This is a genomic window from Ferrovibrio sp. GW821-FHT12B10 (genome assembly GCF_058807515.1).
The window spans coordinates 2,364,380-2,386,847 of sequence record NZ_JBXAQT010000001.1 but is presented as its reverse complement, the minus strand read 5'-3'; the positions used below and the strand labels follow the sequence as shown (position 1 = coordinate 2,386,847).

16 protein-coding genes are annotated in these 22,468 nt (G+C 63.2%); 7 read left to right on the top strand and 9 right to left on the bottom strand.

The genetic code is table 11. From position 1 onward, the window contains the following. The 3 genes from AC1RRT_RS12045 to AC1RRT_RS12035 all read left to right on the top strand — a co-directional run. The coding region (locus AC1RRT_RS12045) for a HAMP domain-containing protein (RefSeq protein WP_493014042.1) at nucleotides 1-4,956 on the top strand (4,956 nt) is incomplete at its 5' end. A gap of 8 nt (nucleotides 4,957-4,964) precedes the next feature. Next, the gene (locus tag AC1RRT_RS12040; protein WP_493014041.1) at nucleotides 4,965-7,067 is read left to right on the top strand and encodes a response regulator; all 2,103 of its coding nucleotides are present in this window, start codon (nucleotides 4,965-4,967) and stop codon (nucleotides 7,065-7,067) included. 129 nt (nucleotides 7,068-7,196) lie between these two features. Beyond that, nucleotides 7,197-7,967 carry a phosphatase PAP2 family protein gene (locus AC1RRT_RS12035; RefSeq protein WP_493014040.1) on the top strand — a complete coding sequence of 257 codons (771 nt, stop codon included), beginning with the start codon at nucleotides 7,197-7,199 and terminating at the stop codon, nucleotides 7,965-7,967. On the opposite strand, the gene ggt is transcribed toward AC1RRT_RS12035, so the two are convergent. After that, a complete protein-coding gene (gene ggt / locus AC1RRT_RS12030; protein ID WP_493014039.1) occupies nucleotides 7,968-9,758 on the bottom strand; it encodes a gamma-glutamyltransferase in 1,791 nt (596 codons plus the stop codon). It abuts the gene before it with no gap. 129 nt (nucleotides 9,759-9,887) lie between these two features. After that, entirely contained in the window at nucleotides 9,888-10,364 is a 477-nt protein-coding gene (locus AC1RRT_RS12025; RefSeq protein WP_493014038.1) for a hemerythrin domain-containing protein, read from the bottom strand. Nucleotides 10,365-10,599: 235 nt separating this feature from the next. On the opposite strand from AC1RRT_RS12025, the gene ku reads away from it, so the two are divergent. After that, nucleotides 10,600-11,475, top strand: coding sequence for a non-homologous end joining protein Ku (gene ku / locus AC1RRT_RS12020; RefSeq protein ID WP_493014037.1), 876 nt, complete (start codon nucleotides 10,600-10,602; stop codon nucleotides 11,473-11,475). On the opposite strand, the gene ligD is transcribed toward ku, so the two are convergent. From ligD to AC1RRT_RS12005, 3 genes are read right to left on the bottom strand one after another with little or no spacing between them, the layout of a single operon-like run. Next, the gene (gene ligD / locus AC1RRT_RS12015; RefSeq protein ID WP_493014036.1) at nucleotides 11,450-13,978 is read right to left on the bottom strand and encodes a DNA ligase D; all 2,529 of its coding nucleotides are present in this window, start codon (nucleotides 13,976-13,978) and stop codon (nucleotides 11,450-11,452) included. The two genes, ku and ligD, sit on opposite strands and share 26 nt — an antisense overlap. A gap of 48 nt (nucleotides 13,979-14,026) precedes the next feature. Then, nucleotides 14,027-15,247: a CaiB/BaiF CoA transferase family protein gene (locus tag AC1RRT_RS12010; protein ID WP_493014035.1), complete on the bottom strand. Its 1,221-nt coding sequence runs from the start codon at nucleotides 15,245-15,247 to the stop codon at nucleotides 14,027-14,029. Between the two features lie 23 nt (nucleotides 15,248-15,270). Next, the gene (locus AC1RRT_RS12005; protein ID WP_493014034.1) at nucleotides 15,271-16,461 is read right to left on the bottom strand and encodes an acyl-CoA dehydrogenase; all 1,191 of its coding nucleotides are present in this window, start codon (nucleotides 16,459-16,461) and stop codon (nucleotides 15,271-15,273) included. Between the two features lie 129 nt (nucleotides 16,462-16,590). Between AC1RRT_RS12005 and gcvA the strand changes: the two genes are divergently transcribed. Continuing rightward, nucleotides 16,591-17,508 (top strand): transcriptional regulator GcvA, encoded by a 918-nt coding sequence (gene gcvA, locus AC1RRT_RS12000; protein WP_493014033.1) that lies wholly within the window; start codon nucleotides 16,591-16,593, stop codon nucleotides 17,506-17,508. Here gcvA and AC1RRT_RS11995 read toward each other — a convergent pair. Continuing rightward, entirely contained in the window at nucleotides 17,495-18,508 is a 1,014-nt protein-coding gene (locus tag AC1RRT_RS11995; RefSeq protein ID WP_493014032.1) for an adenosine deaminase, read from the bottom strand. The two genes, gcvA and AC1RRT_RS11995, sit on opposite strands and share 14 nt — an antisense overlap. A gap of 88 nt (nucleotides 18,509-18,596) precedes the next feature. On the opposite strand from AC1RRT_RS11995, the gene AC1RRT_RS11990 reads away from it, so the two are divergent. After that, nucleotides 18,597-19,166, top strand: a complete 570-nt coding sequence (locus AC1RRT_RS11990; RefSeq protein WP_493014031.1) for an HdeD family acid-resistance protein — start codon at nucleotides 18,597-18,599, stop codon at nucleotides 19,164-19,166. On the opposite strand, the gene AC1RRT_RS11985 is transcribed toward AC1RRT_RS11990, so the two are convergent. From AC1RRT_RS11985 to AC1RRT_RS11975, 3 genes are read right to left on the bottom strand one after another with little or no spacing between them, the layout of a single operon-like run. After that, on the bottom strand, nucleotides 19,167-20,672 hold the full coding sequence (locus AC1RRT_RS11985; RefSeq protein ID WP_493014030.1) for a sensor histidine kinase: 1,506 nt from the start codon (nucleotides 20,670-20,672) through the stop codon (nucleotides 19,167-19,169). Then, on the bottom strand, nucleotides 20,665-21,396 hold the full coding sequence (locus tag AC1RRT_RS11980) for a response regulator transcription factor (protein WP_493014029.1): 732 nt from the start codon (nucleotides 21,394-21,396) through the stop codon (nucleotides 20,665-20,667). Before AC1RRT_RS11980 ends, AC1RRT_RS11985 begins: the two co-directional genes overlap by 8 nt. Beyond that, entirely contained in the window at nucleotides 21,380-21,805 is a 426-nt protein-coding gene (locus tag AC1RRT_RS11975; protein WP_493014028.1) for a hypothetical protein, read from the bottom strand. The genes AC1RRT_RS11980 and AC1RRT_RS11975 overlap by 17 nt, the downstream gene beginning before the upstream one ends. A 395-nt stretch (nucleotides 21,806-22,200) precedes the next feature. Between AC1RRT_RS11975 and AC1RRT_RS11970 the strand changes: the two genes are divergently transcribed. After that, nucleotides 22,201-22,437, top strand: coding sequence for a YMGG-like glycine zipper-containing protein (locus AC1RRT_RS11970; RefSeq protein ID WP_493014027.1), 237 nt, complete (start codon nucleotides 22,201-22,203; stop codon nucleotides 22,435-22,437). Nucleotides 22,438-22,468 lie beyond the last annotated feature (31 nt).

Sequence of the window (22,468 nt, the reverse complement as noted above, 5' to 3'; positions counted from 1 at the left end):
CTCACCGACAACGTCAACGCCATGGCCACCAACCTGACCGGCCAGGTGCGTAACATCGCCGAAGTGACCACCGCCGTGGCGAAGGGCGACCTGTCCAAGAAAATCACCGTGGACGTGAAGGGCGAAATCCTGCAGCTCAAGAACACCATCAACACCATGGTGGATCAGCTCGGCTCGTTCGCATCCGAAGTGACCCGCGTGGCCCGCGAAGTCGGCACCGAGGGCAAGCTCGGTGGTCAGGCTCGCGTGGAAGGCGTTGCCGGCACCTGGAAGGACCTCACCGACAACGTCAACGCCATGGCCACCAACCTGACAGGCCAGGTGCGTAACATCGCCGAAGTGACCACAGCGGTCGCCACCGGCAATCTCTCCAAGAAGATCACCGTGGACGTGAAGGGCGAGATTCTGGAGCTCAAGAACACCATCAACACCATGGTGGACCAGCTCAACTCCTTCGCATCCGAAGTGACCCGCGTGGCGCGCGAAGTCGGCACCGAGGGCAAGCTCGGCGGTCAGGCCCGCGTGGAAGGTGTGGGCGGCACCTGGAAGGACCTCACCGACAACGTCAACGCCATGGCCACCAACCTGACCGGCCAGGTGCGTAACATCGCCGAAGTGACCACCGCCGTGGCGCAGGGCAATCTGTCGAAAAAGATCACCGTGGACGTGAAAGGCGAGATTCTGCAGCTGAAAGATACCATCAACACCATGGTGGACCAGCTCAACTCCTTCGCATCCGAAGTGACCCGTGTGGCGCGCGAAGTCGGCACCGAGGGCAAGCTCGGCGGCCAGGCCAAGGTGGAAGGCGTCGCCGGCACCTGGAAGGATCTCACCGACAACGTCAACGCCATGGCCACCAACCTGACAGGCCAGGTGCGTAACATCGCCGAAGTGACCACCGCCGTGGCGAAGGGCGACCTGTCGAAAAAGATCACCGTGGACGTGAAGGGCGAAATCCTGCAGCTGAAAGACACCATCAACACCATGGTGGATCAGCTCAACTCCTTCGCCTCCGAAGTGACCCGCGTGGCCCGCGAAGTCGGCACCGAGGGCAAGCTGGGCGGCCAGGCCAAGGTGAAGGGCGTCGGCGGCACCTGGAAGGACCTCACCGACAACGTCAACTTGATGGCCGCCAATCTGACCGGCCAGGTGCGCAACATCGCGGATGTGACCACCGCCGTGGCGAACGGCGATCTATCCAAGAAAATCACCGTGGACGTGAAGGGCGAGATTCTGGAACTGAAGAACACCATCAACACCATGGTGGACCAGCTCAACTCCTTCGCCTCCGAAGTGACCCGCGTGGCCCGCGAAGTCGGCACCGAAGGCAATCTTGGCGGCCAGGCGCGCGTGGAAGGCGTCGCCGGCACCTGGAAGGACCTCACCGACAACGTCAACTTGATGGCTGCGAACTTGACTGGTCAGGTTCGCAACATCGCCGAGGTGACCACCGCGGTCGCCACCGGCGACTTGTCCAAGAAGATCACCGTGGACGTGAAGGGTGAGATTCTGCAACTGAAGAACACCATCAACACCATGGTGGATCAGCTCAACTCCTTCGCCTCGGAAGTGACCCGTGTGGCCCGCGAAGTCGGCACCGAGGGCAAGCTCGGCGGCCAGGCGCGCGTGGAAGGCGTCGACGGCACCTGGAAGGACCTCACCGACAACGTCAACATGATGGCCGCCAACCTGACCGGTCAGGTGCGCGGTATCGCCGAGGTCGTGACGGCGGTGGCGCAGGGCAACCTGACCCGCAAGCTGGAGGTGGAAACCAAGGGCGAAATTGCCGCGCTGGCCAATACCATCAACTTCATGATCGAAACGCTGGCCACCTTCGCCGATCAGGTGACCAACGTGGCCCGCGAAGTGGGCATCGACGGCAAACTCGGCGGCCAGGCCAAGGTGCCCGGCGCCGCCGGCCTGTGGCGCGACTTGACCGACAACGTCAATCAGCTCGCCGCCAACCTGACCACCCAGGTGCGCGCCATCGCCGAAGTCGCCACCGCCGTGACCAAGGGTGACCTGACGCGGTCGATCACCGTGGAAGCGCTCGGCGAAGTCGCGGTCCTGAAGGACAACATCAACGAGATGATTCGTAACCTTAAGGATACGACGCTCAAGAATACCGAGCAGGACTGGCTGAAGACCAATCTCGCCCGCTTCTCGCGCATGCTGCAGGGCGAGCGCGATCTGAACACTGTCACCAACCTGATCCTGTCGGAACTAGCGCCACTGGTGAATGCGCAATACGCCGTCTTCTACGTCACCAACCGCCAGGAGGACACTGTTGTTCTCGACCTGGTGGCGTCCTACGCTGCCGAAAAGGAAGGCGTGCTGGAATCACGCGTCCGCCTGCGCGAAGGCCTGATCGGCCAGTGCGCCGCCGACAAGCGTCGCGTGCTGCTGACCAACACACCCGACCAGTATCTGCGCATCGGTTCGGCTTTAGGGGAGGCCCAGCCGGCCAATATCCTGGTCCTGCCGGTTCTATTCGAAGGCGACGTCAATGCCGTCATCGAACTGGCCAGCTTCAGCGGCTTCAGCGACACCCACCAGCTCTTCCTCGACCAGCTGATGGAAAGTATCGGTATCGTGCTGAACACGATCGCCGCCACCATGCGCACCGAAGGCCTGCTGCAGCAGTCGCAGCTGCTGACCCGCGAACTGCAGAGCCAGCAGGAAGAGTTGAAGACCACCAACGACCGCCTGGAACTGCAGGCCAAGTCGCTGCGCGAGTCGGAGGAGCTGCTGAAAAGCCAGCAGGACGAACTGCGGCGCACCAACGAGGAACTGCAGGAAAAGGCCATCCTTCTGTCCAATGAAAAGAAGCAGGTCGAAGCCAAGAATATCGAAATCGAAATGGCCCGCAGCGCGGTGGAAGAAAAGGCCGAGCAGCTGGCCCTGACGTCGAAATACAAGTCGGAATTCCTGGCCAACATGTCGCACGAACTGCGCACTCCGCTGAACAGTCTGTTGATCCTCAGCAAGCTGCTTTCCGACAATCCGGACGGCAACCTGACGGACAAGCAGACGGAATTCTGCCGCACCATCCATGCCGCCGGATCCGACCTGCTGTCGCTGATCAACGACATTCTCGATCTCTCGAAGATCGAGTCCGGCACCGTCACACTCGATGTCGGCGATATTCCGCTGGAAAACCTGCGCATGCACATGGAGCGTACCTTCACCCAGGTTGCCAACGACCGGAAGCTGAAGTTCGACATCAAGTTCGACAACCTGCCCAACACCGTCCGTACCGACGAAAAGCGCCTGCAGCAGATCGTGATGAACCTGCTGTCCAACGCCTTCAAGTTCACCCATGACGGTGGCGTCACCCTGGAAGCGCAGGTCGCGCAGCATAGCTGGGGCCAGTATCACAAGCTTGGTGGCGTCAGCACCAATGCGCTGGCGATCTCGGTCATCGATACCGGCATCGGCATTCCCGAAGAGAAGCAGCGCCTGATCTTCGAGGCATTCCAGCAGGCCGACGGTACCACCAGCCGCAAATACGGTGGCACCGGCCTAGGCCTGTCGATCAGCCGCGAAATCGCCCGGCTGCTGAACGGCGAAATCCAGGTCTCAAGCATTCCGGGCAAAGGCAGCACCTTCACGCTGTTCCTGCCGCTGGAGATCGAGCCTGCCGTCGAGCAGCCAGTGATCAGCCGCTCGCCCGCTCGCTATATCAACAGCGGCGCCGAAGCCGGCATCGCCCTGCTCTCGCCCATCGAGATCAGCGACGACCGCGACCAGATCCAGCCCGGCGATCCCGTCGTGCTGGTGGTCGAGGACGATCTCGGCTTCGCCTCCATCCTGCTCGACCTGGTGCGCGAAAAAGGTGCCAAAGGCATCGTCGCCACGACCGGCAAGGGCGTACTGGCGATGGCCAAGCGCTATCAGCCCAGCGCCATCACGCTGGATGTCGGCCTGCCCGATATCGATGGCCTCGCCCTGCTCGACCTGCTCAAGCGCGAACCGTCGACCCGGCATATCCCGGTGCATGTCATCTCCGGTGACGAACTGCAGGACAGCGGCTTCTCTCTCGGCGCCTATGGCTTCACCGGCAAGCCCGCCAACCGCGACGCACTCATGGATGCGCTCGATAAGATCAGTCAGTATTCGCGCAAGAGTTCGCGCACGCTGCTGCTGTTCGATCAGGACGCGGCCCGTGCCGAAGCCACCGCCAAGATGGTGCGCACCGGCGATGTAGACGTGACGCTCGCCACCTCCAGGGCGGCCTTCGCCGCCTACCTGGAAAACCTGAACGCCGACTGCATCGTCATCGATGTCGGCTCCTATGACGACGAAACCATCGCGTTGCTGCAGCAGGAGCGCGAACGTTCGGCCAAACCGCGCATGCCGATCATCCTCTACTCCGACCAGCCGATCGATGCGGTCACGCGCCGTATCCCGGCCGCGCCGGGCCTGTCGCTGCTGGAAGCCAAGAGCAAGGCGGAACTGATTGAGGACACATCGCTGTTCCTGCATCAGGCGTTGAGCGGCATGAATACCGACCAGAAGCAGTTGCTCAGCCAGGTGCGACAGAAAGACCCGTCGCTGCGCGGCAAGAAGGTTCTGATCGTCGACGACGACATCCGCAACATCTTCTCGCTCACCAGTGTGCTCGAGCAGCATGACATCCGCGTCGTCTACGCCGAAAGTGGCCGCGACGGCGTACAAAAACTGCTGGAAGACCCCGATATCGATGTGGCGCTGATCGACATCATGATGCCCGACATGGACGGCTACAAGACCATGGAGGTCATCCGGCAGCATGATCAGCTGCGCAACCTGCCCCTGATCGCTGTAACGGCCAAGGCCATGAAGGGCGACCGGCAGAAGTGCATCCAGGCCGGTGCGTCCGATTACATTTCCAAGCCTGTCGATGTCGACCATCTGGTGTCGCTGGTCCGCGTCTGGTTGCGCCGCAGCCAGATCCACGCCCTGGCCGGCGAATGAGCCAGACCATGAGCGACCCGCTGGAATTTCACATCGAACCGGAAGCGGTGCCGCCGCCTCCGGCTGCGCCGCCGCTGCCATATCCCGTGACAGAGGCCGCGCTGGCCGAGGCGACCGACAAATCCCGGATTCTCATTGTCGATGACGATGAGCGCAACCTGCTGTCGCTGCAGATGATCCTGGAAGACCTGAACGAGGAGCTGATCGTTGCCCGGTCCGGCGAGGAGGCCCTGCGCTACCTGCTGCATAACGACTGCGCGCTAATCCTGATGGATGTGCTGATGCCAGGTATGGACGGCTATGAGACGGCCGGCCTGATCCGCAGCCGCGAACGGTCACGCCACATCCCAGTCATCTTCCTGACCGCCGCCAGCAAGGATGAGGTTCACGAATTCAAGGGCTATACCGCTGGCGCGGTGGACTATGTGTTCAAGCCGATCGAACCCTTTATCCTGCGCTCCAAGGTCTCGGTTTTCGTCGATCTCGACAAGAAGACCCGGGAAATCAAACGCAGCGCCGAGCAGGAACGTCGCCTGCTGCAAGAGAACCTGCGCGCCAATGCCGAGCGCATGATCGCGGAAAAGGCGCTGCAGAAAGCCGAGGAACGCCAGGCGCTGATCCTGCGCTCGCTGCCCATTGCCCTGTATTCGATGGACGCCAACCAGCCGCTGCGGTCACCCCTGCGGATCGGCGAATCAGTCAGCGACATCACCGGATTCCCGGCCGCGCGTTTCCTGGATCCAGGCTTCTGGCATAGCCGTATTCACCCTGACGATTTGGCGCAGGTGCAGGCCGAATTTGACCGCTTGCCGGATATCGACGCCGGCGTCATCGAATACCGCTGGCTCTGCGCCGACGGATCGCATCGCTACATTCTGAGCTATGCCGCCTATGTGCCGGAAAGCCAGGATGCGCCAGCCGAGATCGTCGGCAGCTGGCTGGACGTCACCGAGCGCCGGATCATGGAGCAGCAGTTGATCCATGGTCAGAAGATGGACTCGCTCGGCCGCCTTACTGGCGGCATCGCACATGACTTCAACAATATGCTGACGGTGGTGATCTCCAGCCTCGATCGACTCAAACGCTCGGTCGCCCCGGATGCACCCGGCCTCAGGAACATCAATCTTGCCCTCAACGGCGCATTGCGCTGCGCCGACCTGACCAAGCGACTACTGTCCTTTGCCCGCCACCAGATCCTGAACCCACGCTCGATCAGCCTGAACGAGATGATCAGCAATGCCGAGGCGATCCTGCGCCGGTTGATCGGCGAATCGATCTTCCTCGAGGTCATCACCGAGCGGTCGCTGTGGCATGTAAATGCCGATTCCACCCAGATGGAATCGGCGCTGATCAACCTGGTCGTCAACTCCCGAGACGCCATGCGCGACGGCGGGCGACTGACCATCGAGACCCGTAATGTCAGGCTCAGCCAGAATGCCGGCGTCAACATCCCGGACGGCGACTATGTCTCGCTCAGTGTCACCGATACCGGCGTCGGCATCCCGCCTGCCCATATCGACAAAGTGTTCGAGCCCTTCTTCACCGCGAAGGAGGATGGCAAGGGCACCGGCCTGGGCCTCAGCATCATCTACAGCTTCGTACGGCAGTCCGGCGGCTATATCCGGCTGAGCAGCGAAGTGGGCGAAGGAACCCGTATTGAAATCCTGCTGCCCCGCCTGGCGCAGCCCGCCGTGTCGCTCAATCCGGAGGAAACCGAACAGGATCTGCCCAAGGCCCGTCCGGGCGAGACCATCCTGGTGGTCGAGGATGACAGCGAGGTGCGCGCTATCGTTGTCGCCTTCCTGCAGGAGCTTGGCTACGACATCCTGGAAGCCGCCAATGGTGAAGAGGCGATCAGGGTGCTGGGCAAGGCCCGCGATATCACCCTCGCCTTCTCCGATATTGCGATGCCCGGCAGCCTGAACGGCTATCAGCTCGCCGCCAGAATCGCCGACCTGCGTCCGGCACTGCCCGTGCTGCTCACGTCGGCGAATTCCAATGGCGTCAGTGCCGGCACCGAACGCGCCGGCGAATGGAAATTCCTGCAGAAGCCCTACCGGAATGCGGAACTGGCCAGCGCCATCCGCACAGCCATCAGCGGCGAGCGCTGACCTAAGGCTAAGTCTCGCTTCACAGTCACAGTCACCGTCTGGTCACCGGCCGGACCACCTTGGTCACAGTCCCGTCCCGATGAAGGTTTTATGACACATGCGTGTCCAACAAGGGTGGAAACGCATCCCATGAACACTCTCGCCACAGCGCTGGTTCCCGCCCTGAATCCTGTCATCCAGCTCGATCATGACATCGCCATCTGGATCAACCAGTTTGCCGGGGTGGACGGTAGCCTCGACCGTTTCGTCTACAATGTCGCCGATTCCGCCATCTTCAAGGGCGGCCTGTTCATGGCCTTCTTCTGGTGGCAGTGGTTCCGCCGCGACGGCGACGCGGTCGAACGGCGCCAGACCATCATCACCGCGCTGGCCGGCGGCATCATCGCCATTGCCATTGCCCGCGCATTGCAGTTGATCCTGCCTTTCCGTCACCGCCCCATCCACAATGCCGAACTTGAACTGGTCCTGCCGATTGGCATGGATGCCAAGACTCTCGATGGCTGGAGTTCCTTCCCCAGCGATCATGCGGTGCTGTTCTTCGCCCTGGCTTTCGCCATCTGGCGGCTGCAACGCAGCGCCGGCCTCATGGCCCTGCTATGGACCGCCAGTGTGATCTGCCTGCCGCGCATGTATCTGGGTTATCACTACGCGACCGACATCCTGGTCGGTGCGATGGTCGGCATCGCGGTCATGCTGGCGACATTCCAGATCCTGCGGCCACGCATCCTCGGTGCACCGCTGCTGCGCTGGGAATCGGCCCATGCCACATCATTCTACTGCGTGGCTTTCCTCGCCAGCCTGGAACTGGCGGTGCTGTTCCAGGATCTGCGCCAGCTGGTCAGCGACAGCCTGCATATGATGCAGTATCTGACGGCCAGCGGCGGAGGGCCTTCGACCTAGTCAGCGCCCGACCGCCACGCCCTCGCGGCGCGGATCGGCCCCACCGATCAGGCGGCCGGCGCGGATTTCGATGCCGTGCAGGCCGCTATTGAGATCGCGCACTGATACCTGATGGCCGCGCTGACGCATGCCGTCGGCCAGGGCAGCGGCGGCCGTACCCTTTTCCAGTTCCAGCCCGGCATTGCGATCGAGATAATGCGGCAGGCTGATCGCCTGCTGGATGTCCAGGTTCCAGTCCAGCACCCCGACCAGCGTCTGTGCCACATAGCCCAGGATGCGGCTGCCGCCGGGGGACCCCACCACCAGGCGCAGCCCGCCATCCGCATCGAAGACCACTGTGGGCGCCATCGAGCTGCGCGGGCGTTTTCCAGGCTCGATGCGGTTGGCCACCGGTCGGCCGCTTTCCTCGGCTTCACTGGAAAAGTCGGTCAGTTCGTTGTTGAGTATGAAACCATGCGCCATCTGGCGCGAGCCGAACTCGTTTTCGATGGTGATGGTCATGGCCACCGCGTTGCGCTGCGCATCCACCACCGAGACATGCGAGGTTGATGGCAGCTCAATGGCGCTGTCGCGACCAAACAGTGCGCCCGGCGCCATACCATGCCGGCTCGGCGGCTCACCCGGCTTCACCGGCTGGTCGCTGCCCTTCGCCGGATCGACCAGCCTGGCGCGGCCGGCCAGATAATTCTTATCGATCATGCCCGACAGCGGCATCTGCACGAAGGCCGGATCGCCGACATAATAATCACGGTCGGCATAGCCCAGGCGCTCGGCCTGTGCGACCAGATGCACAGCCTCGGGTGACAGCGGCGCATGCCGGGACAGGTCGAAATGCGCCAGGACGCCCAGCGACTGCAGCATGTTCACGGCCGATGACGGCGGCGGCACGGTGCAGACCTTATAGACGCGGTAGGTCATGCAGACCGGATCGCGCTCGATGGCTTTGTATCCGGCCAGATCTTCGAGCGTTATCGCACCAGGATTGGTCGGCGCATTGCGGATCGCCGTCACAATGCCGGCCGCGATTTCGCCGCTATAGAAAGCGTGCGCACCCTCCGTGGCGATCCGGCGCAGCACGGCCGCGAAGGCCGGATTGGCGATCAGCGTGCCGACGGGTTTAGGCGCACCGCCCGGCGTGTAATACAGCGCCTGCGCCTGCGGCGTGTCACGGAAGGCCTTGTCGGCATCCAGCAATGCGTAAAGCCGCGACGACATCGGGAAGCCGGCATCCGCCAGATCGATCGCCGGCTGGAACAGATCAGCCCAGGGCAGTTTGCCGTATTCGGCATGCGCCAGTTCGAACATGCGCAGCAGGCCTGGCACGCCCACGGAAGCGCCGCCAATCACCGCACTCATGAACGACTTCTTCCTGCCGTCTGCCTCCTGGAACAGCCGGCGGTCGACGCCAGCCGGCGCGGTCTCGCGGCCATCAAAGACCCGCAGACCCTTCCGGGCATTGTCCCAGACCAGCATGAAGCCGCCACCGCCGATGCCCGATGATTGCGGCTCGACGAGATTCAGCACCAGCGCCGTGGCGATGGCGGCATCCACGGCCGAGCCACCGGCCGCCATGATCGTCGCGCCGGTTTCTGCCGCGAAGGGGTTAGCCGCGGCCGCCATATACTGGCTGGCCAGGACGGCAACCTTGTCGCTGTGGCCGGTGGCCGCTTCCGGGGCTATGGCATCGAAGGGCCGCTGCTGTGCGAGTGCCGGCGACGACCCCGCCAGCAGGGCCAGGACCGGCAGCATTGCCGCAAGAATCCGGATAGATCGCGTGTCGCGCATTCGCATGCCTCGCCCCCCCGGCGCCTGCTGATCGATACAGGCTACCTGTGGCGGCCAGCTTCCGAAAGCCAGCCCACGATTGTCAAAACCGATTTGGTGCGGCTCCCATGCCGCGAGGGAATGGCCGGGGATGGTTCAGGCGCGGCGCTTGGCTGGTACGGCGGTTCCGCCCAACTCTACCTTGGCGGCACGGTAAGCCTCGGCCATCTCGCGCCGCCGCCCCTCGTCGAAATGCTGCGTCAGCATGGCGAACAGCCGGGCATTCTCGTCCCCGATGTGGCTCTGAAGCTGTTCCTTCAGGATCACGGCATGGGCGGTCCAGGACGGGCTGGTGGTCGCGCTGGAGCGGGTCAGCTTTTCAAAGATATAGTCCAGCAGGTTATGCTCGACATAGCCTTCCAGGGCAAAGCGCTCGGTCACCGGGTCGCGCAGGGCCTTAAGCGCCTCGTAGACGGCGGCCTCCTCGGCGCGCGCATGCAGCTGCACCGTCTCTTTCAGCGCGTGGAAAATCTCGCGCCGCTTCTGGCCGTTCTCCTCCTGCCGGCACAGCGCATCGGCCAGCCCCAGGGCTTCCTGATGTTCGGCGCGGAGAAGAGCGATGATATCGGTCATGACAGTCCTTGCTGAACCTGCGAAAGGCCGCAGGGAAAGGCCGGATTCGGCGCAGGCCGGCTGCTTCGGCATCCCCTGCATATGTCGCCCCTGCAATTCTGCGGCTACCGATTCAAACCCAGACGAACCGTATCCGTTCCCTGGAAGACGAAATAATCCGCCAGGAACCCTCGAACAGGCCCCCCGTTCGACTCCGTCGTCACATGTGATCCGCATTTTTGCTTGGAGAACCGTCATGCAGCGCCCCAGCTGGGAAGGTCACCTGAAACTATCCCTGGTTTCCTGCCCGATTGCCCTGTTCAGCGCCACCACGCGCGGCAATGATATCTCCTTCCACCTGATCCATAAGAAGACCCACCGCCGCATCCGCATGGTGCCGCATGACCCCAAGCTGGGCGCGGTCAAGCGGACCGACCTGGTCAAGGGCTACGAGGTGGGCAAGAACCGCCATGTGATCCTGAGCGATGCTGATATCGAGGCGGCACGTATTGAATCGACCAAGAATATCGAGATCGAGAGTTTCGTCGGCATGGACGAGATCGATCGCGTGTACTGGGACCAACCCTATTATGTCGCCCCCAACGGCAAGAATGCCATGGAAGCCTACACCATCATCCGCGCGGCCATGGAGAGCACTCAGCGCATCGCCATCGGTCGGATCGTGATGCACACTCGCGAACGCGTAGTGGCGGTGGAGCCGCGCGGCAAGGGCCTGCTGCTGACCACCCTGCGCAGCCATGATGAAATCCGCGAGGAGGAGTCCTTCTTCCGCGGCATCCCGGCACGCAAGCCCGACAGGAAGATGCTGGCCATTGCCGAGCAGATCATCGGCCAGCAGGCCGAGGATTTCGATCCGTCCGAGTTCACCGACCGCTATGAGGATGCGCTGCGCAAGATCATCAAGCGCAAGCAGAAAGGCCAGAAGATCACGGCGCCGCCGCCGGAAGAGGCCAAGGAAGAAGACAGCGACCTGCTGGGCGCCCTGCGGCGTAGCCTGAAGGGTGGCGGTGGCGGGAAGGCGCCAGCCAAATCCGCAGCCCGGCGCAAGACCGCCGCGCGCAAAACCACTGCCCGGAAAAAGCCGGCTATGCGCCGGCGTGCCGCAGCATAGCTGGCGTCAGCACGGTGCGACTGGCCTCGAAGTCGTCCCAGTCGCCGATATGCTTCAGCGCCGCCGACAGTTTTTTCATGCTGTAGACCGGCAGGCGCTTCTGCCGGGCCAGGAAATCCCAGGTGACGGGCACGGCTAGCGGCGCACTTGGCCTTGCGCGGGGCGACCAGCATGACACCGCTGTGGCGGTGCGGTCATTGCGCAGGTAGTCGACGAAAATCTTGCCCTTGCGCTTGGCCTTGCGCGCCTCGGCGATGAAATGCTCCGGATCGGCCTGCTCGAAAGCCAGGGCCACGGCGTGGGTGAAGGCCTTGACCTCCTTCCAGCCCGCCTTGGGTTTCAGCGGCACCACCACATGTACACCCTTGCCACCGGTCAGCTTGGGGAAGCTGGCCAGGCCGAGCTGCGCCAGATGATCGCGCATGGCCAGCGCCGCCTTCTTCACGAAGCCGAACGGCACGGCGGCATCCGGGTCAAGGTCGAAGATCATCTGGTCGGGACGCTCGATATCCTTCACCGTCGATCCCCAGGGATGCAGCTCCAGCACGCCGAACTGCGCCATCGCGCGTAAGCCCTCGACATCCTCCACGGTGAGATAGGGCTGCTTTTCACCCTTTATTTTTACCTTGCCGATCAGCGCGGACGTGCCACGGTTATGATGCCGCTGGAAGAACTGCTCACCCCCGATACCGTCAGGCGCCCGGATGATCGACAGCGGTCGGCGCCCGGCAAAGCGCAGCAGCGGCTCGGCCATGCGCACGTAATACGCCGCGAGATCGGACTTGCTGATCTTTTCCTTGGGCCAAAGCAGCTTGTGAGGATTGCTCAACATCACCTTGCTGCCGGCTTGCGGAATCTTCGCTTTTGCCACGGCCCTGCCCTCGCCTTTCACGGATTTCGCCAGCTTATCCTCGCGCAGCCCTTTGTACGACGCATGCCGCAGCAGCCCGTCACCTGTCCAGCCGCCATACTCCACCTCCGCGACCAGCCTGGATTGCACCCAGTGCACGTCAGAGATCTTCTCCGGCTGCGTGCCGATAAAAGGCGTCGCTTTAGCCGATAATGGCCTCAATGCCGCGTTCAGAGCCTTTGACAGCCTGGCATTGAAGCCGGTGCCGACCCGGCCGCGGTATTTCAGATCCTTGCCATCGTAGATGCCGACCAACAGCGCACCCATGCTCTTACCAGCCGTACCAAGGCTGTAGCCCCCGATGACAAATTCCTGCCGGCCCTTGCACTTGGTCTTCACCCACAGATCGCTGCGACCCGAACGGTAAGGCGCATCAAGCTGCTTGGAGATGATCCCTTCCAGCGCCATGCGGCAGGCTGACTGGCGCAACGCCTCGCCCGATGAGATGAAATGCGGCACATAGCGGATCAGGGCCTGTTTTTGCTCGGATGGCAGATAATCCCGCAACACCCGCTTGCGCTCTTCATAGCGCTCCGTCCGCAGGTCACGACCTTCGCCCCAGAGCAGGTCGAAGGTGAAATAGACCAGTCCCTTGGTATCGCCCTCCTGCAGGGCGGCCTGCAGTCGCGGAAAATCCGGGCGATCCTCCTCGTCTAACGCGCAGACCTCACCATCGAGGATGCCATTTGGCAGATCGGCGGCAGCGGCGACGATCTCGGGGAATTTCTCAGTCCAGTCCAGGCCGCTGCGCGACCAAGCCGTTACCGCACCGCCCTGGATACGCAACTGGATGCGATACCCGTCGAACTTGATCTCATGAGCCCAACCCTCATCGTCGGGGGGATTGTCCCAGAGCTTGGTCAGTTGCGGCTCGATGAAACCCGGCGGCTCGTCCTCCTGGGATTTTCTGCGGGCGGACGCCTTCTTCCTTGCAGCTTTTTTCTTTGCGGTTTTCTTCTTCGCGGCGGCCTTCACTTTGGGTTTTACCGCCTTGCCACCACACCATTCGGCCGAGCGGCCTGCGGCGATTTCGACCAGCGACCGCCCGGTGCTGACCGATTCATCGAGCGCTGCGATATTGGCGGCGCGGCCGGTTTTGACGAAGCGGTCCTTTTCCTTGATCAGCAGCCAGTTCTTGCCATCGCCGCCGCGGGGTCCGCGCATCTGCACCAGCGCCCAGCGACCGCGCAGACGCTCGCCTTCCAGTTCGAAGGCGATCTTGCCCTTGCGAAAAGCTTCGGCCGCATCATCGGTCTCGACGGGATGCCAGTGGCCGCGATCCCACAACTGCACTGTGCCGCCACCATATTCGCCCTCGGGAATCGTACCCTCGAAGCCGCCGTATTCGATCGGATGATCTTCCACCTGCACGGCCAGCCGTTTATCGGCCGGATCGAGGCTCGGGCCTTTCGGTACGGCCCAGGATTTCAGCACGCCCTCATGTTCGAGACGGAAATCGAAATGCAGCCGGCTGGCATCATGTTTCTGGATCACGAAGCGGTGCTGGTCGCGCTTATGTGCCTTGCCGCGTGGCTCTGCGGTCTTGGTGAAATCGCGCTTGCGGTTGTAGGTGGACAGGGTGCGTTTCGGCATGCCGGGTAAACCGCCGGCCGGCACCGAAGTTCCGGGCCGCGAACCGGCCTAGATCACACCCTTCTTGCGCAGATCGGCCAACTTTGCCGCATCCAGACCAAGCTGCTCGGCCAACACTTCATCGGTATGCTCGCCCAGCAGCGGCGGGCCGCGGTCGTACGACACCGGAGACTCCGACAGCCGCAGCGGGCTCGCCACGCTGGGCAGCGTGCCCTGCTGGGCATGCGGGACCGTCTTCTGCAGGCCGCGCGCCTGCACATGCGGATCGGCAAAGACACGGTCGACGGTATTGATCGGGCCGCAGGGCACCTGACGTTTTTCCAGCGCGGCGATCAGATCGTCCATCGTGCGCTTGCGGGTTTCCGCCTCGATGGCGGCGACGATCTCGGCGCGGTATTTCAGCCGGTCGATATTCTTGGCGAAGCGCGGATCGGCCTTCCATTCCGGATGGCCAAGCTCGTCGGCCAGCTTGGCGAACTGACCGTCATTGCCGACCGCGATGATCACGAAGCCATCGGAGGCCGGGAAGCTCTGGTAGGGCACGATGGCGGCATGGCCATTGCCCATGCGGATCGGCGCTTCGCCGCCGACCAGGTAATAGGTCGCCTGATTGGCCAGCGCCGCCACCTGCACATCCAGCAGCGCCATGTCGATATACTGGCCTTTGCCGCTGCGATGACGCTGGTTCAGCGCACCAAGGATGGCGATGGTGGAGTACAGCCCGGTCATCACATCGGCCAGCGCCACGCCGGCCTTCTGCGGACCGCCGCCGGGCAGATCGTCCTTCTCGCCGGTCACGCTCATCAACCCGCCCATGCCCTGGATGATGAAGTCATACCCGGCACGCGGGGCGTAAGGCCCGGTCTGGCCGAAGCCGGTGATCGAGCAGTAGACCAGACGCGGATTGATCTTCGACAGGCTGTCGTAATCCAGGCCGTATTTCTTCAGGCCGCCAAGCTTGTAATTCTCGACCACCACATCCGCTTTCGCAGCAAGATCACGCAGGATCTGCTGGCCTTCCGGCGTGGCCATGTCGACGGTGATCGAGCGCTTGCCGCGGTTGGCCGCCAGGTAATAGGCGGAGTCAGCGCGCGCGCCGGTCTCCGGGTCCTTCAGATAGATCGGCCCCCAGCTCCGCGTGTCGTCGCCCTCACCCGGCTTTTCCACCTTGATCACGGTGGCGCCGAGGTCGGCCAGGTTCTGGGTGCACCAGGGCCCGGCCAGAACCCGGCTGAGGTCGAGCACGACGATGTCGTCGAGCGCGCGCATGACGCTACTCCGTGATCTGCAGCTTAGTAGAAGGCCTGAATGCCGGTCATGGCGCGGCCAAGGATCAGCGCATGGACGTCATGCGTGCCCTCATAGGTATTCACCGTCTCCAGATTCACCAGATGGCGCATCACATGATAGTCCTCATGGATGCCGTTGCCGCCGTGCATGTCGCGGGCCATGCGGGCGATGTCCAGCGCCTTGCCGCAGTTGTTGCGCTTGATCAGCGAGATCATCTCCGGCGTTTCCTTGCCGGCATCGCGCAGACGGCCGACGCGGAGCGCAGCGTTGAGGCCCAACGCGATCTCGGTCTGCATGTTCGCCAGCTTGAGCTGGATGATCTGGTTGGCGGCGAGCGGGCGGTTGAACTGCTTGCGGTCCAGCACATACTGGCGCGCCTGGTGCCAGCAGGCTTCCGCCGCACCCATGGCGCCCCAGGCGATGCCGTAGCGCGCGCTGTTCAGGCAGCCGAACGGACCTTTGAGGCCTTCGACGTTGGGCAGCAGGTTCTCGTCGGGGACAAAGACGTTGTCCATGACGATCTCGCCGGTGATCGAGGCGCGGAGCGACAGCTTGCCGTTGATCTTGGGCGCCGACAGACCCTTCATGCCCTTTTCAAGGATGAAGCCGCGGATGATACCATCCTCGGTCTTGGCCCAGACGACAAAGACGGTGGCCAGCGGCGAGTTGGAAATCCACATCTTGGCGCCGGTGACTTCATAGCCACCCGGCACCTTCTTGGCACGGGTCTTCATGCCGCCCGGATCGGAGCCGTGGTCAGGCTCGGTCAGGCCGAAACAGCCAATCCATTCGCCGCTCGCCAGCTTGGGCAGGTATTTCTGACGCTGCGCTTCCGAGCCATAGGCATAGATCGGATACATCACCAGGCTCGACTGCACGCTCATCATCGAGCGGTAGCCGGAATCGACAGCCTCCACTTCGCGGGCGACCAGGCCATAGGCGACATAGGAGGCGCCGGCGCAGTCGTAGCCTTCGATCATCGAACCGAGCAGGCCGAGCTCGCCCATCTCACGGAAAATCGCCGGATCGGTCTTTTCCTCGCGGAAGGCTTCCTTCACGCGCGGCAGCAGCTTGTTCTGGCAGTAGTCCCGCGCACTGTCACGGATCAGGCGCTCGTCCTCGGTCAGCTCGGCGTCCAGGTTGAAGGGGTCTTCCCACTTGAAGGCGGTCTTGGCGGCTTTCTGGACATTCATGGCTGTTTCCTCGGACGATCTGATTGGGGGCAAGATATACCCCTCGGCTGGGGCCGCAAACTGCCCGAGCCGCTCTTGGCACGCAAACGACTTCTCGCTATTACTTGATAACCGGAGGTTATCAAGTTTATGGCTCTGCCCCGCCGCTATCTGCCGCCGCTTTCGGCCCTCACCGCCTTCGAGGCGGCCGCCCGGCATGAAAGCTTCACCGCCGCCGCCAACGAGCTGAACGTCAGCCAGGCCGCCATCAGCCGCCGCGTGCAGCTGCTGGAGGAGATCCTCGGCCTGACGCTGTTCGAGCGCATCCGGCAACGGGTGATGCTGACGCCCGCCGGGGCCGCCTATGCCCGCGAGCTGCAGGACGCGCTGGGCCGCATCGGCACGGCGACAGTCAACACCATGGGCGCGCGCAGCGGCCATGCCGCGCTCACCATCGCCACGCTACCCACCTTCGGCACGCGCTGGCTGATCCCGCGCCTGCCGGACTTTGCCGAGAAACATCCGCAGATCACGGTGAACCTGCCCACAAGGATCGAGAATTTCGATTTCAACGCCGAACCGCTGGATGCCGCGATTTCGTTTGGCGATCCGGTCTCGCCCGGCGCCGCCGTCGACCGCCTGATCGAGGAGGAGCTGGTGCCGGTGGCATCCAAGAAGCTGCTGGCGAAGCATCGGGTGAAGAAGCCCGAGGATCTGTTCCGCCTGCCGCTGCTGCAGCAGTCGACACGCCTCAGCGCCTGGCCGGACTGGTTCGCGGCATTAGGCATCAGTTGCCCACCGGTGCCGCTGGGGCCGCGCTACGGCCAGTTCGCCATGGTGCTGCAGGCGGCCGTCATCGGCATGGGCGCCGCCATCGTGCCACGCTTCCTGGTCGAACCGGAATTGAAAGACGGCAGTCTGGTGATGCCGTTCCCGCAGTCGCTGGGCAGCAAGCAGGCTTACTGCCTGTTCTATCCGGAAGCGCGCCGCAACGACCCCGTTCTGCGCGCTTTCCGCGACTGGCTGCTGGACACCATAGAAAAAGAGCGGGCTGTCAAGAAGCGCTGACGTAATCGTCCAGCGCCTTCAGGTGCCGTGCCTTCGCAGCATCATCGATGAAAGCGGCGCGGAAGCCATTGCCCGCCAGGGTGGCGATCTCGATGCGGCTTAAGCCCAGCGCCTGCTGCACGGCCAGGTAATTCTCGGTGACATAGCCGCCGAAATAGGCCGGGTCGTCGGAATTCACCGTCGCCACCAACCCGGCCTGCAGCATGCGGCGCAGCGGATGCTCCTTCATGTCGTTGACCACGCAGAGCCGCAGGTTTGACAGCGGGCAGACGGTCAGCGGCATCTTCTCGGCCGCCAGCCGCGCCACCAGCGCCGCATCCTCCAACGCGCGATTGCCATGGTCGATGCGATGCACCCGCAGCAGATCGAGCGCTTCCCATACATAGGCGGGCGGGCCTTCCTCGCCGGCATGGGCCACGGCCTTCAGGCCCTGCTTACGCGCCTGGGCGAAAACGCGCTGGAATTTCGAGGGCGGATGGCCTTTCTCAGATGAATCGAGGCCGACGCCGATGAAGCGGTCGCGCCAGGGCTGTGCCTCCGCCAGCGTCTTCAGCGCACTCTCTTCATCCAGATGCCGTAGGAAGCACAGGATCATGCTGATGGTCATGCCGAATTGTTTCTCGGCATCGGCCTTGGCCCGCCACAGCCCGTCGATCACGGTCTGGAACGGCACGCCGCGATCAGTATGGCCCTGTGGGTCGAAGAAGATTTCCGCGTGCCGCACGGCCTGCGCCGCCGCCTTGCGGAAATAGGCCAGGGCGAGGTCGTAGAAATCCTGCTCGGTCAGCAACACCCCCATACCCTGGTAATAGAGATCGAGGAAATCCTGCAGGTTGCCGAACCTGTATGCCTCGCGCAGCGCCTCGACGGATTGATAGCGGAAAACGATGCCGTTGCGCTGCGCCAGCGCATACATCAGCTCGGGCTCGAAGGTGCCTTCGATATGCACATGCAGCTCGGCCTTGGGCAGACCGGCGATGAAGGGGCTGGGATCGGTCATGGGATCAAGAGTAGCGCGGCGCCACTGCCGCGACAATTGCGGTATTCGGCGCTATACTGGCGCCATGCAACAAGGGGATGACAAGATTATGGTCGAACGCATGCCGCCGGGCGCTGCCGCCCCGATGCCGCGCCGCCTGTGGTGGATGATCGTGCTGCGCGGCCTGGCAGCCGTCGCCTTCGGCCTGGTCGCGATCTTCTGGCCCGGCGTCAGCCTGGCCCTGCTGGTCACGCTGTTCGGCGCCTATGCGCTGATCGATGGAACCCTGACGCTGGCGCTCGCCCTGCGACTGCCGCGCCATGTGCCGCGTCGCGGCCTGCTGGTCTTCACCGGCGCCACCGGGCTGATTGTCGGCCTGATCAGCGTGCTGTGGCCGCAAATGACCGTGGCGCTGCTGATCTATGTCTTTGCCGCCTGGCTGGTTCTGTTCGGCCTGATCGCCATCGCCCATAGCCTGAGCATGAAAGGGCAATACAGCGACTGGCCGGTGAGCAAGGGCGGTATCGCGCTGTTGACGATCGGCCTGCTGCTGGCGCTGTTCCCCGGCGTGGTGGCCGTAGCCGCCACCTGGGTGATCGGCATCCTCGCACTGCTGCTGGGTGCGGGCCTGCTGGCCCTCGCCTGGCGCCGCCAGCGGCGCGACAGCATGGTGCTGTAGTCAGACGAGGGGAAGCCCCAGCGTCACGATGAAGCCGCCACCGCGCCGGTTGGCGGCCTCGATACTGCCGCCCACGGCTTCCATGTTGCGTTTGGCGACCCACAGGCCCAGGCCGAAATTCGCCGGCGCACCGGGGCCACGGTCACTGCGGCTGCCATCGCGGAACGAGACATGGCGGTCGAAGATCTTGGTTATCAGCGCCGGGTCGACGCCCGGCCCGCTGTCGGCCACCACAATCAGCACACGACGCGTGCCACGATGCAGCGTGATCGTCACCGCGCTGCCGGCTGGCGCATAGCTCAGCGCATTCTCCATCACCTGCGCCAGCGCCGCCGCAATCAGGCGGCCGCCCAACGGCGCGGTCGCTTCGGCTTCCACCGACGTCTTGATCACGACGTTCCTGGTCGCCGCATCGGCGGCATGGGCATCGGCCACATCCTCCACCAGCGCGCCGAGATCGACACGCTCGCGCGGCGGATCAAGACGGTCAGCCACCACGTCATCAAGATGCCGGGCAGCACGCACCAGCGTATCAAGCCGGTCGAGCGCGCCGTCGATGGCCATCAGTGCGGTATGGGAGCGTTTGTCGTCGCCAGCCACCCGACTGCGCAGCGGCACCAGGGCCTGCCGGATCGTGCCCAGCGGTGTCTTGAAGGCATGCGCGCTTTCCTCCGCCGCCGCGCGCAATTCACCGGCGGTGGCGCGCAAGGAATCCTCCATGCGGTCGAAAGCGGTGGCGACCGGCTCCAACTCCGGAATCTGGTTGCGGGCGGCAAAACGCCCCTCGACACGTCGCTCGGCCACCGCGCGCGCCGTGGCGGCGAAACGGCGCAGGCCGTGACCGATATCGAAAGCGATGATCAGGACGATGGCAGCAAAGATCAGATAGATGGCGGCGGCGATCTGCACCTCCGGTGCCTGCCAGTATGGCTTGCCCAGGCGTCGTTCGGCCGTGTCGGTAAGATCGCTGGAAACCACCAGCACCCAGCAGCCGCGTACCGTGCGCACCGGTGTGATCGAGGTGATCAGTTCGGCCGCGCCGCTGGCATGATCGATCCGCAGCGCCACCGGCAGATCGCCGGCGCAGGATTCACCCAGCTGGTCCAATACGCCGGCATCGGCGAGCCGCGCCTTTTCGGCTTCCAGATCGGCCGGCTGCACGGGCGGTGCGGAAGCCACATAGAGGAAACCTGAATCGGCGGCACGCTCCTGCGGCCGGAATAGCAGGCGCAGGCTGACGCCTTCGGTCTGGAAGCGCGACAGCTCTTCGCCCAGCTTGAACAACGGAATCATGTCGGCGCGCTGCAGCCGCTCCTCCAGCACGCGACCGACGGTCAGTCCTTTCACGCGGATGCTTTCCAGCAGCAGGCGCTGGCGATCGATATCAGCCTGGCGAAAGGTGAGATACAGCACGATCGGCAGCGCGATGAACAGCGCGAGAACCACCAACGCCCGTACCGTCAGCGAACGCCAGAGTCGATGCAGGGTCCAGGCTGTATCAGCCATGACGCCAGCGATATCCAAAACCCGGATAGGTTTCGATCGCCTCGAATTCCGGATCGAGGTCGCGGAATTTCTGGCGGATGCGCTTCACCATGGCGCGGACATTGGCGCGATAGCCCTCCGGCCCCTGGCCGGCCTCGAAACCGATGCCGCGCACGGCATCGTATATTTCGCGATAGCCGACATCGCGCCCGACGCGCTGGGCCAGCAGCTGCACCACCTTGAATTCGCCATGGGTGAGATCGACCTGTGCGCCGTTCCACACTGCGCGCGCACTGGCGACATCCAGAACCAGGCCGCCGCCATCGCTCACTTCATTGGCGGACTCGCCAGTGGCCGGCGCCTTGGAAGTCAATGCAATGCGCAGGCGCTGCAGGATGATGGCGAAGCTCTTGCTCTTGTCGACGAAATCGACGGCGCCCAGCTTCAGCCCCTTCTCTTCGAAAATCGGCTGATTGAGACCCGTCAGAAAAATGACCGGCATGGTGTGGCCGGCGGCACGCAACTGCTCCAGTGTGGTCGGGCCATCCTGATGCGGCATCTGCCAGTCCAGCAGCAGCGCGGCAGGACGATTGCCCTGTCCAAACCACTCAACGACCTTCATGCCATTCTCGAAGGTGATGGCGCGATATCCGGCCTCACGCAGATTGGCCGAGATGGTGTCTCGGAACAGGCCGTCGTCGTCGACGACAGCAATCAGGGAGGCGGGATCAGCGGCGGTTGGCATCTCTGGAAATCCTGGTGAGGCAGCGATCGGCGACTGCATTGGGTGCAGGCATGCCGTTCACTTCATATTGCAAGGTATAAAAATCATTTCGGGCGGTATCGAAGTACAGATATGCAGATAAACGACAATCCCCTATGCCGAATTCCATGATCCGGGCCGGCGGCGCTTCGCGCTCGGCCACCGGCAGGCCGTACGTCTGCAGCAGACCCATGCGATTGAGGCCGATCACGCGCGGCACAGGCAGCTCCGGCTCGGGCGCCGGCGGCGGTGCCGGCGTGGCAACGGCAGGGACCGCGGGCTTGCGCACAGGCACAGGCGCAGTGACTCGCGCCGGCACCGGTTCCGGTGCAGGCGTCGGCACTGCGACTGGCGTGGGCTGCGGAGACGGAGAAGAGAGCTTCTGCAGCATCTCGCAGGCGCCCAGCGCCATCATAGCCGGCAGCAGGATCAGAATAGGCAGGCGATGAGTGAGTCGAGACATGTTCGGAACGATACGCAGGACCTGCGACAGGGAAAAGCAGGATTCGTCGGTATTTCGATGTTTATAGTTGATCGATCAAAGAACTACAAAGTCGTTCTAAGTAAATACTCTAGTAATTCATGTGACAAAGGTGTGATGCAAAGAGGATATACTTGTGATCCCCGCAATAAAACAGAGACGTCGCCAAATACTCATTGCTGAATACATGCGAATCCCCAATTCTCGTCGGCGACACGCAGGGACTAACGGCTTTCCAGGCTCCCCTTAACCGCCAATCCGGCGGCGACTGGATCACCGGCCCTGCAGCGAGAGGAGGATCCACGATGAACAAGTCGCAGATCATCGCCCTTGCCTTGACTGGTTTGGTTGCCGTTGGCTGCAGCAACATGAACAACACGCAGCAGCGCGCGGTATCCGGCGGCGCCATGGGCGCGGCAGCCGGTGGTGCTATCGGCCTGCTCACCGGCCACACCGTAGCGGGCGCCCTGATCGGTGCCGCTGCCGGTACCGCCGGCGGCCTGATCGTTGACTCGAATGAAAAGAGCAGCGGTCGCCAGTAAGTCAGTGCGTTTTGAGTTTTAGGGTTTAGCG

Bases quoted from the DNA above. Each gene is read 5' to 3' on its own strand.
- AC1RRT_RS12040 (WP_493014041.1), top strand. From the start codon at position 4,965: ATGAGCGACCCGCTGGAATTTCACATCGAACCGGAAGCGGTGCCGCCG.
- AC1RRT_RS12035 (WP_493014040.1), top strand. From the start codon at position 7,197: ATGAACACTCTCGCCACAGCGCTGGTTCCCGCCCTGAATCCTGTCATC.
- ggt (WP_493014039.1), bottom strand. From the start codon at position 9,758: ATGCGAATGCGCGACACGCGATCTATCCGGATTCTTGCGGCAATGCTG.
- AC1RRT_RS12025 (WP_493014038.1), bottom strand. From the start codon at position 10,364: ATGACCGATATCATCGCTCTTCTCCGCGCCGAACATCAGGAAGCCCTG.
- ku (WP_493014037.1), top strand. From the start codon at position 10,600: ATGCAGCGCCCCAGCTGGGAAGGTCACCTGAAACTATCCCTGGTTTCC.
- ligD (WP_493014036.1), bottom strand. From the start codon at position 13,978: ATGCCGAAACGCACCCTGTCCACCTACAACCGCAAGCGCGATTTCACC.
- AC1RRT_RS12010 (WP_493014035.1), bottom strand. From the start codon at position 15,247: ATGCGCGCGCTCGACGACATCGTCGTGCTCGACCTCAGCCGGGTTCTG.
- AC1RRT_RS12005 (WP_493014034.1), bottom strand. From the start codon at position 16,461: ATGAATGTCCAGAAAGCCGCCAAGACCGCCTTCAAGTGGGAAGACCCC.
- gcvA (WP_493014033.1), top strand. From the start codon at position 16,591: ATGGCTCTGCCCCGCCGCTATCTGCCGCCGCTTTCGGCCCTCACCGCC.
- AC1RRT_RS11995 (WP_493014032.1), bottom strand. From the start codon at position 18,508: ATGACCGATCCCAGCCCCTTCATCGCCGGTCTGCCCAAGGCCGAGCTG.
- AC1RRT_RS11990 (WP_493014031.1), top strand. From the start codon at position 18,597: ATGGTCGAACGCATGCCGCCGGGCGCTGCCGCCCCGATGCCGCGCCGC.
- AC1RRT_RS11985 (WP_493014030.1), bottom strand. From the start codon at position 20,672: ATGGCTGATACAGCCTGGACCCTGCATCGACTCTGGCGTTCGCTGACG.
- AC1RRT_RS11980 (WP_493014029.1), bottom strand. From the start codon at position 21,396: ATGCCAACCGCCGCTGATCCCGCCTCCCTGATTGCTGTCGTCGACGAC.
- AC1RRT_RS11975 (WP_493014028.1), bottom strand. From the start codon at position 21,805: ATGCTGCAGAAGCTCTCTTCTCCGTCTCCGCAGCCCACGCCAGTCGCA.
- AC1RRT_RS11970 (WP_493014027.1), top strand. From the start codon at position 22,201: ATGAACAAGTCGCAGATCATCGCCCTTGCCTTGACTGGTTTGGTTGCC.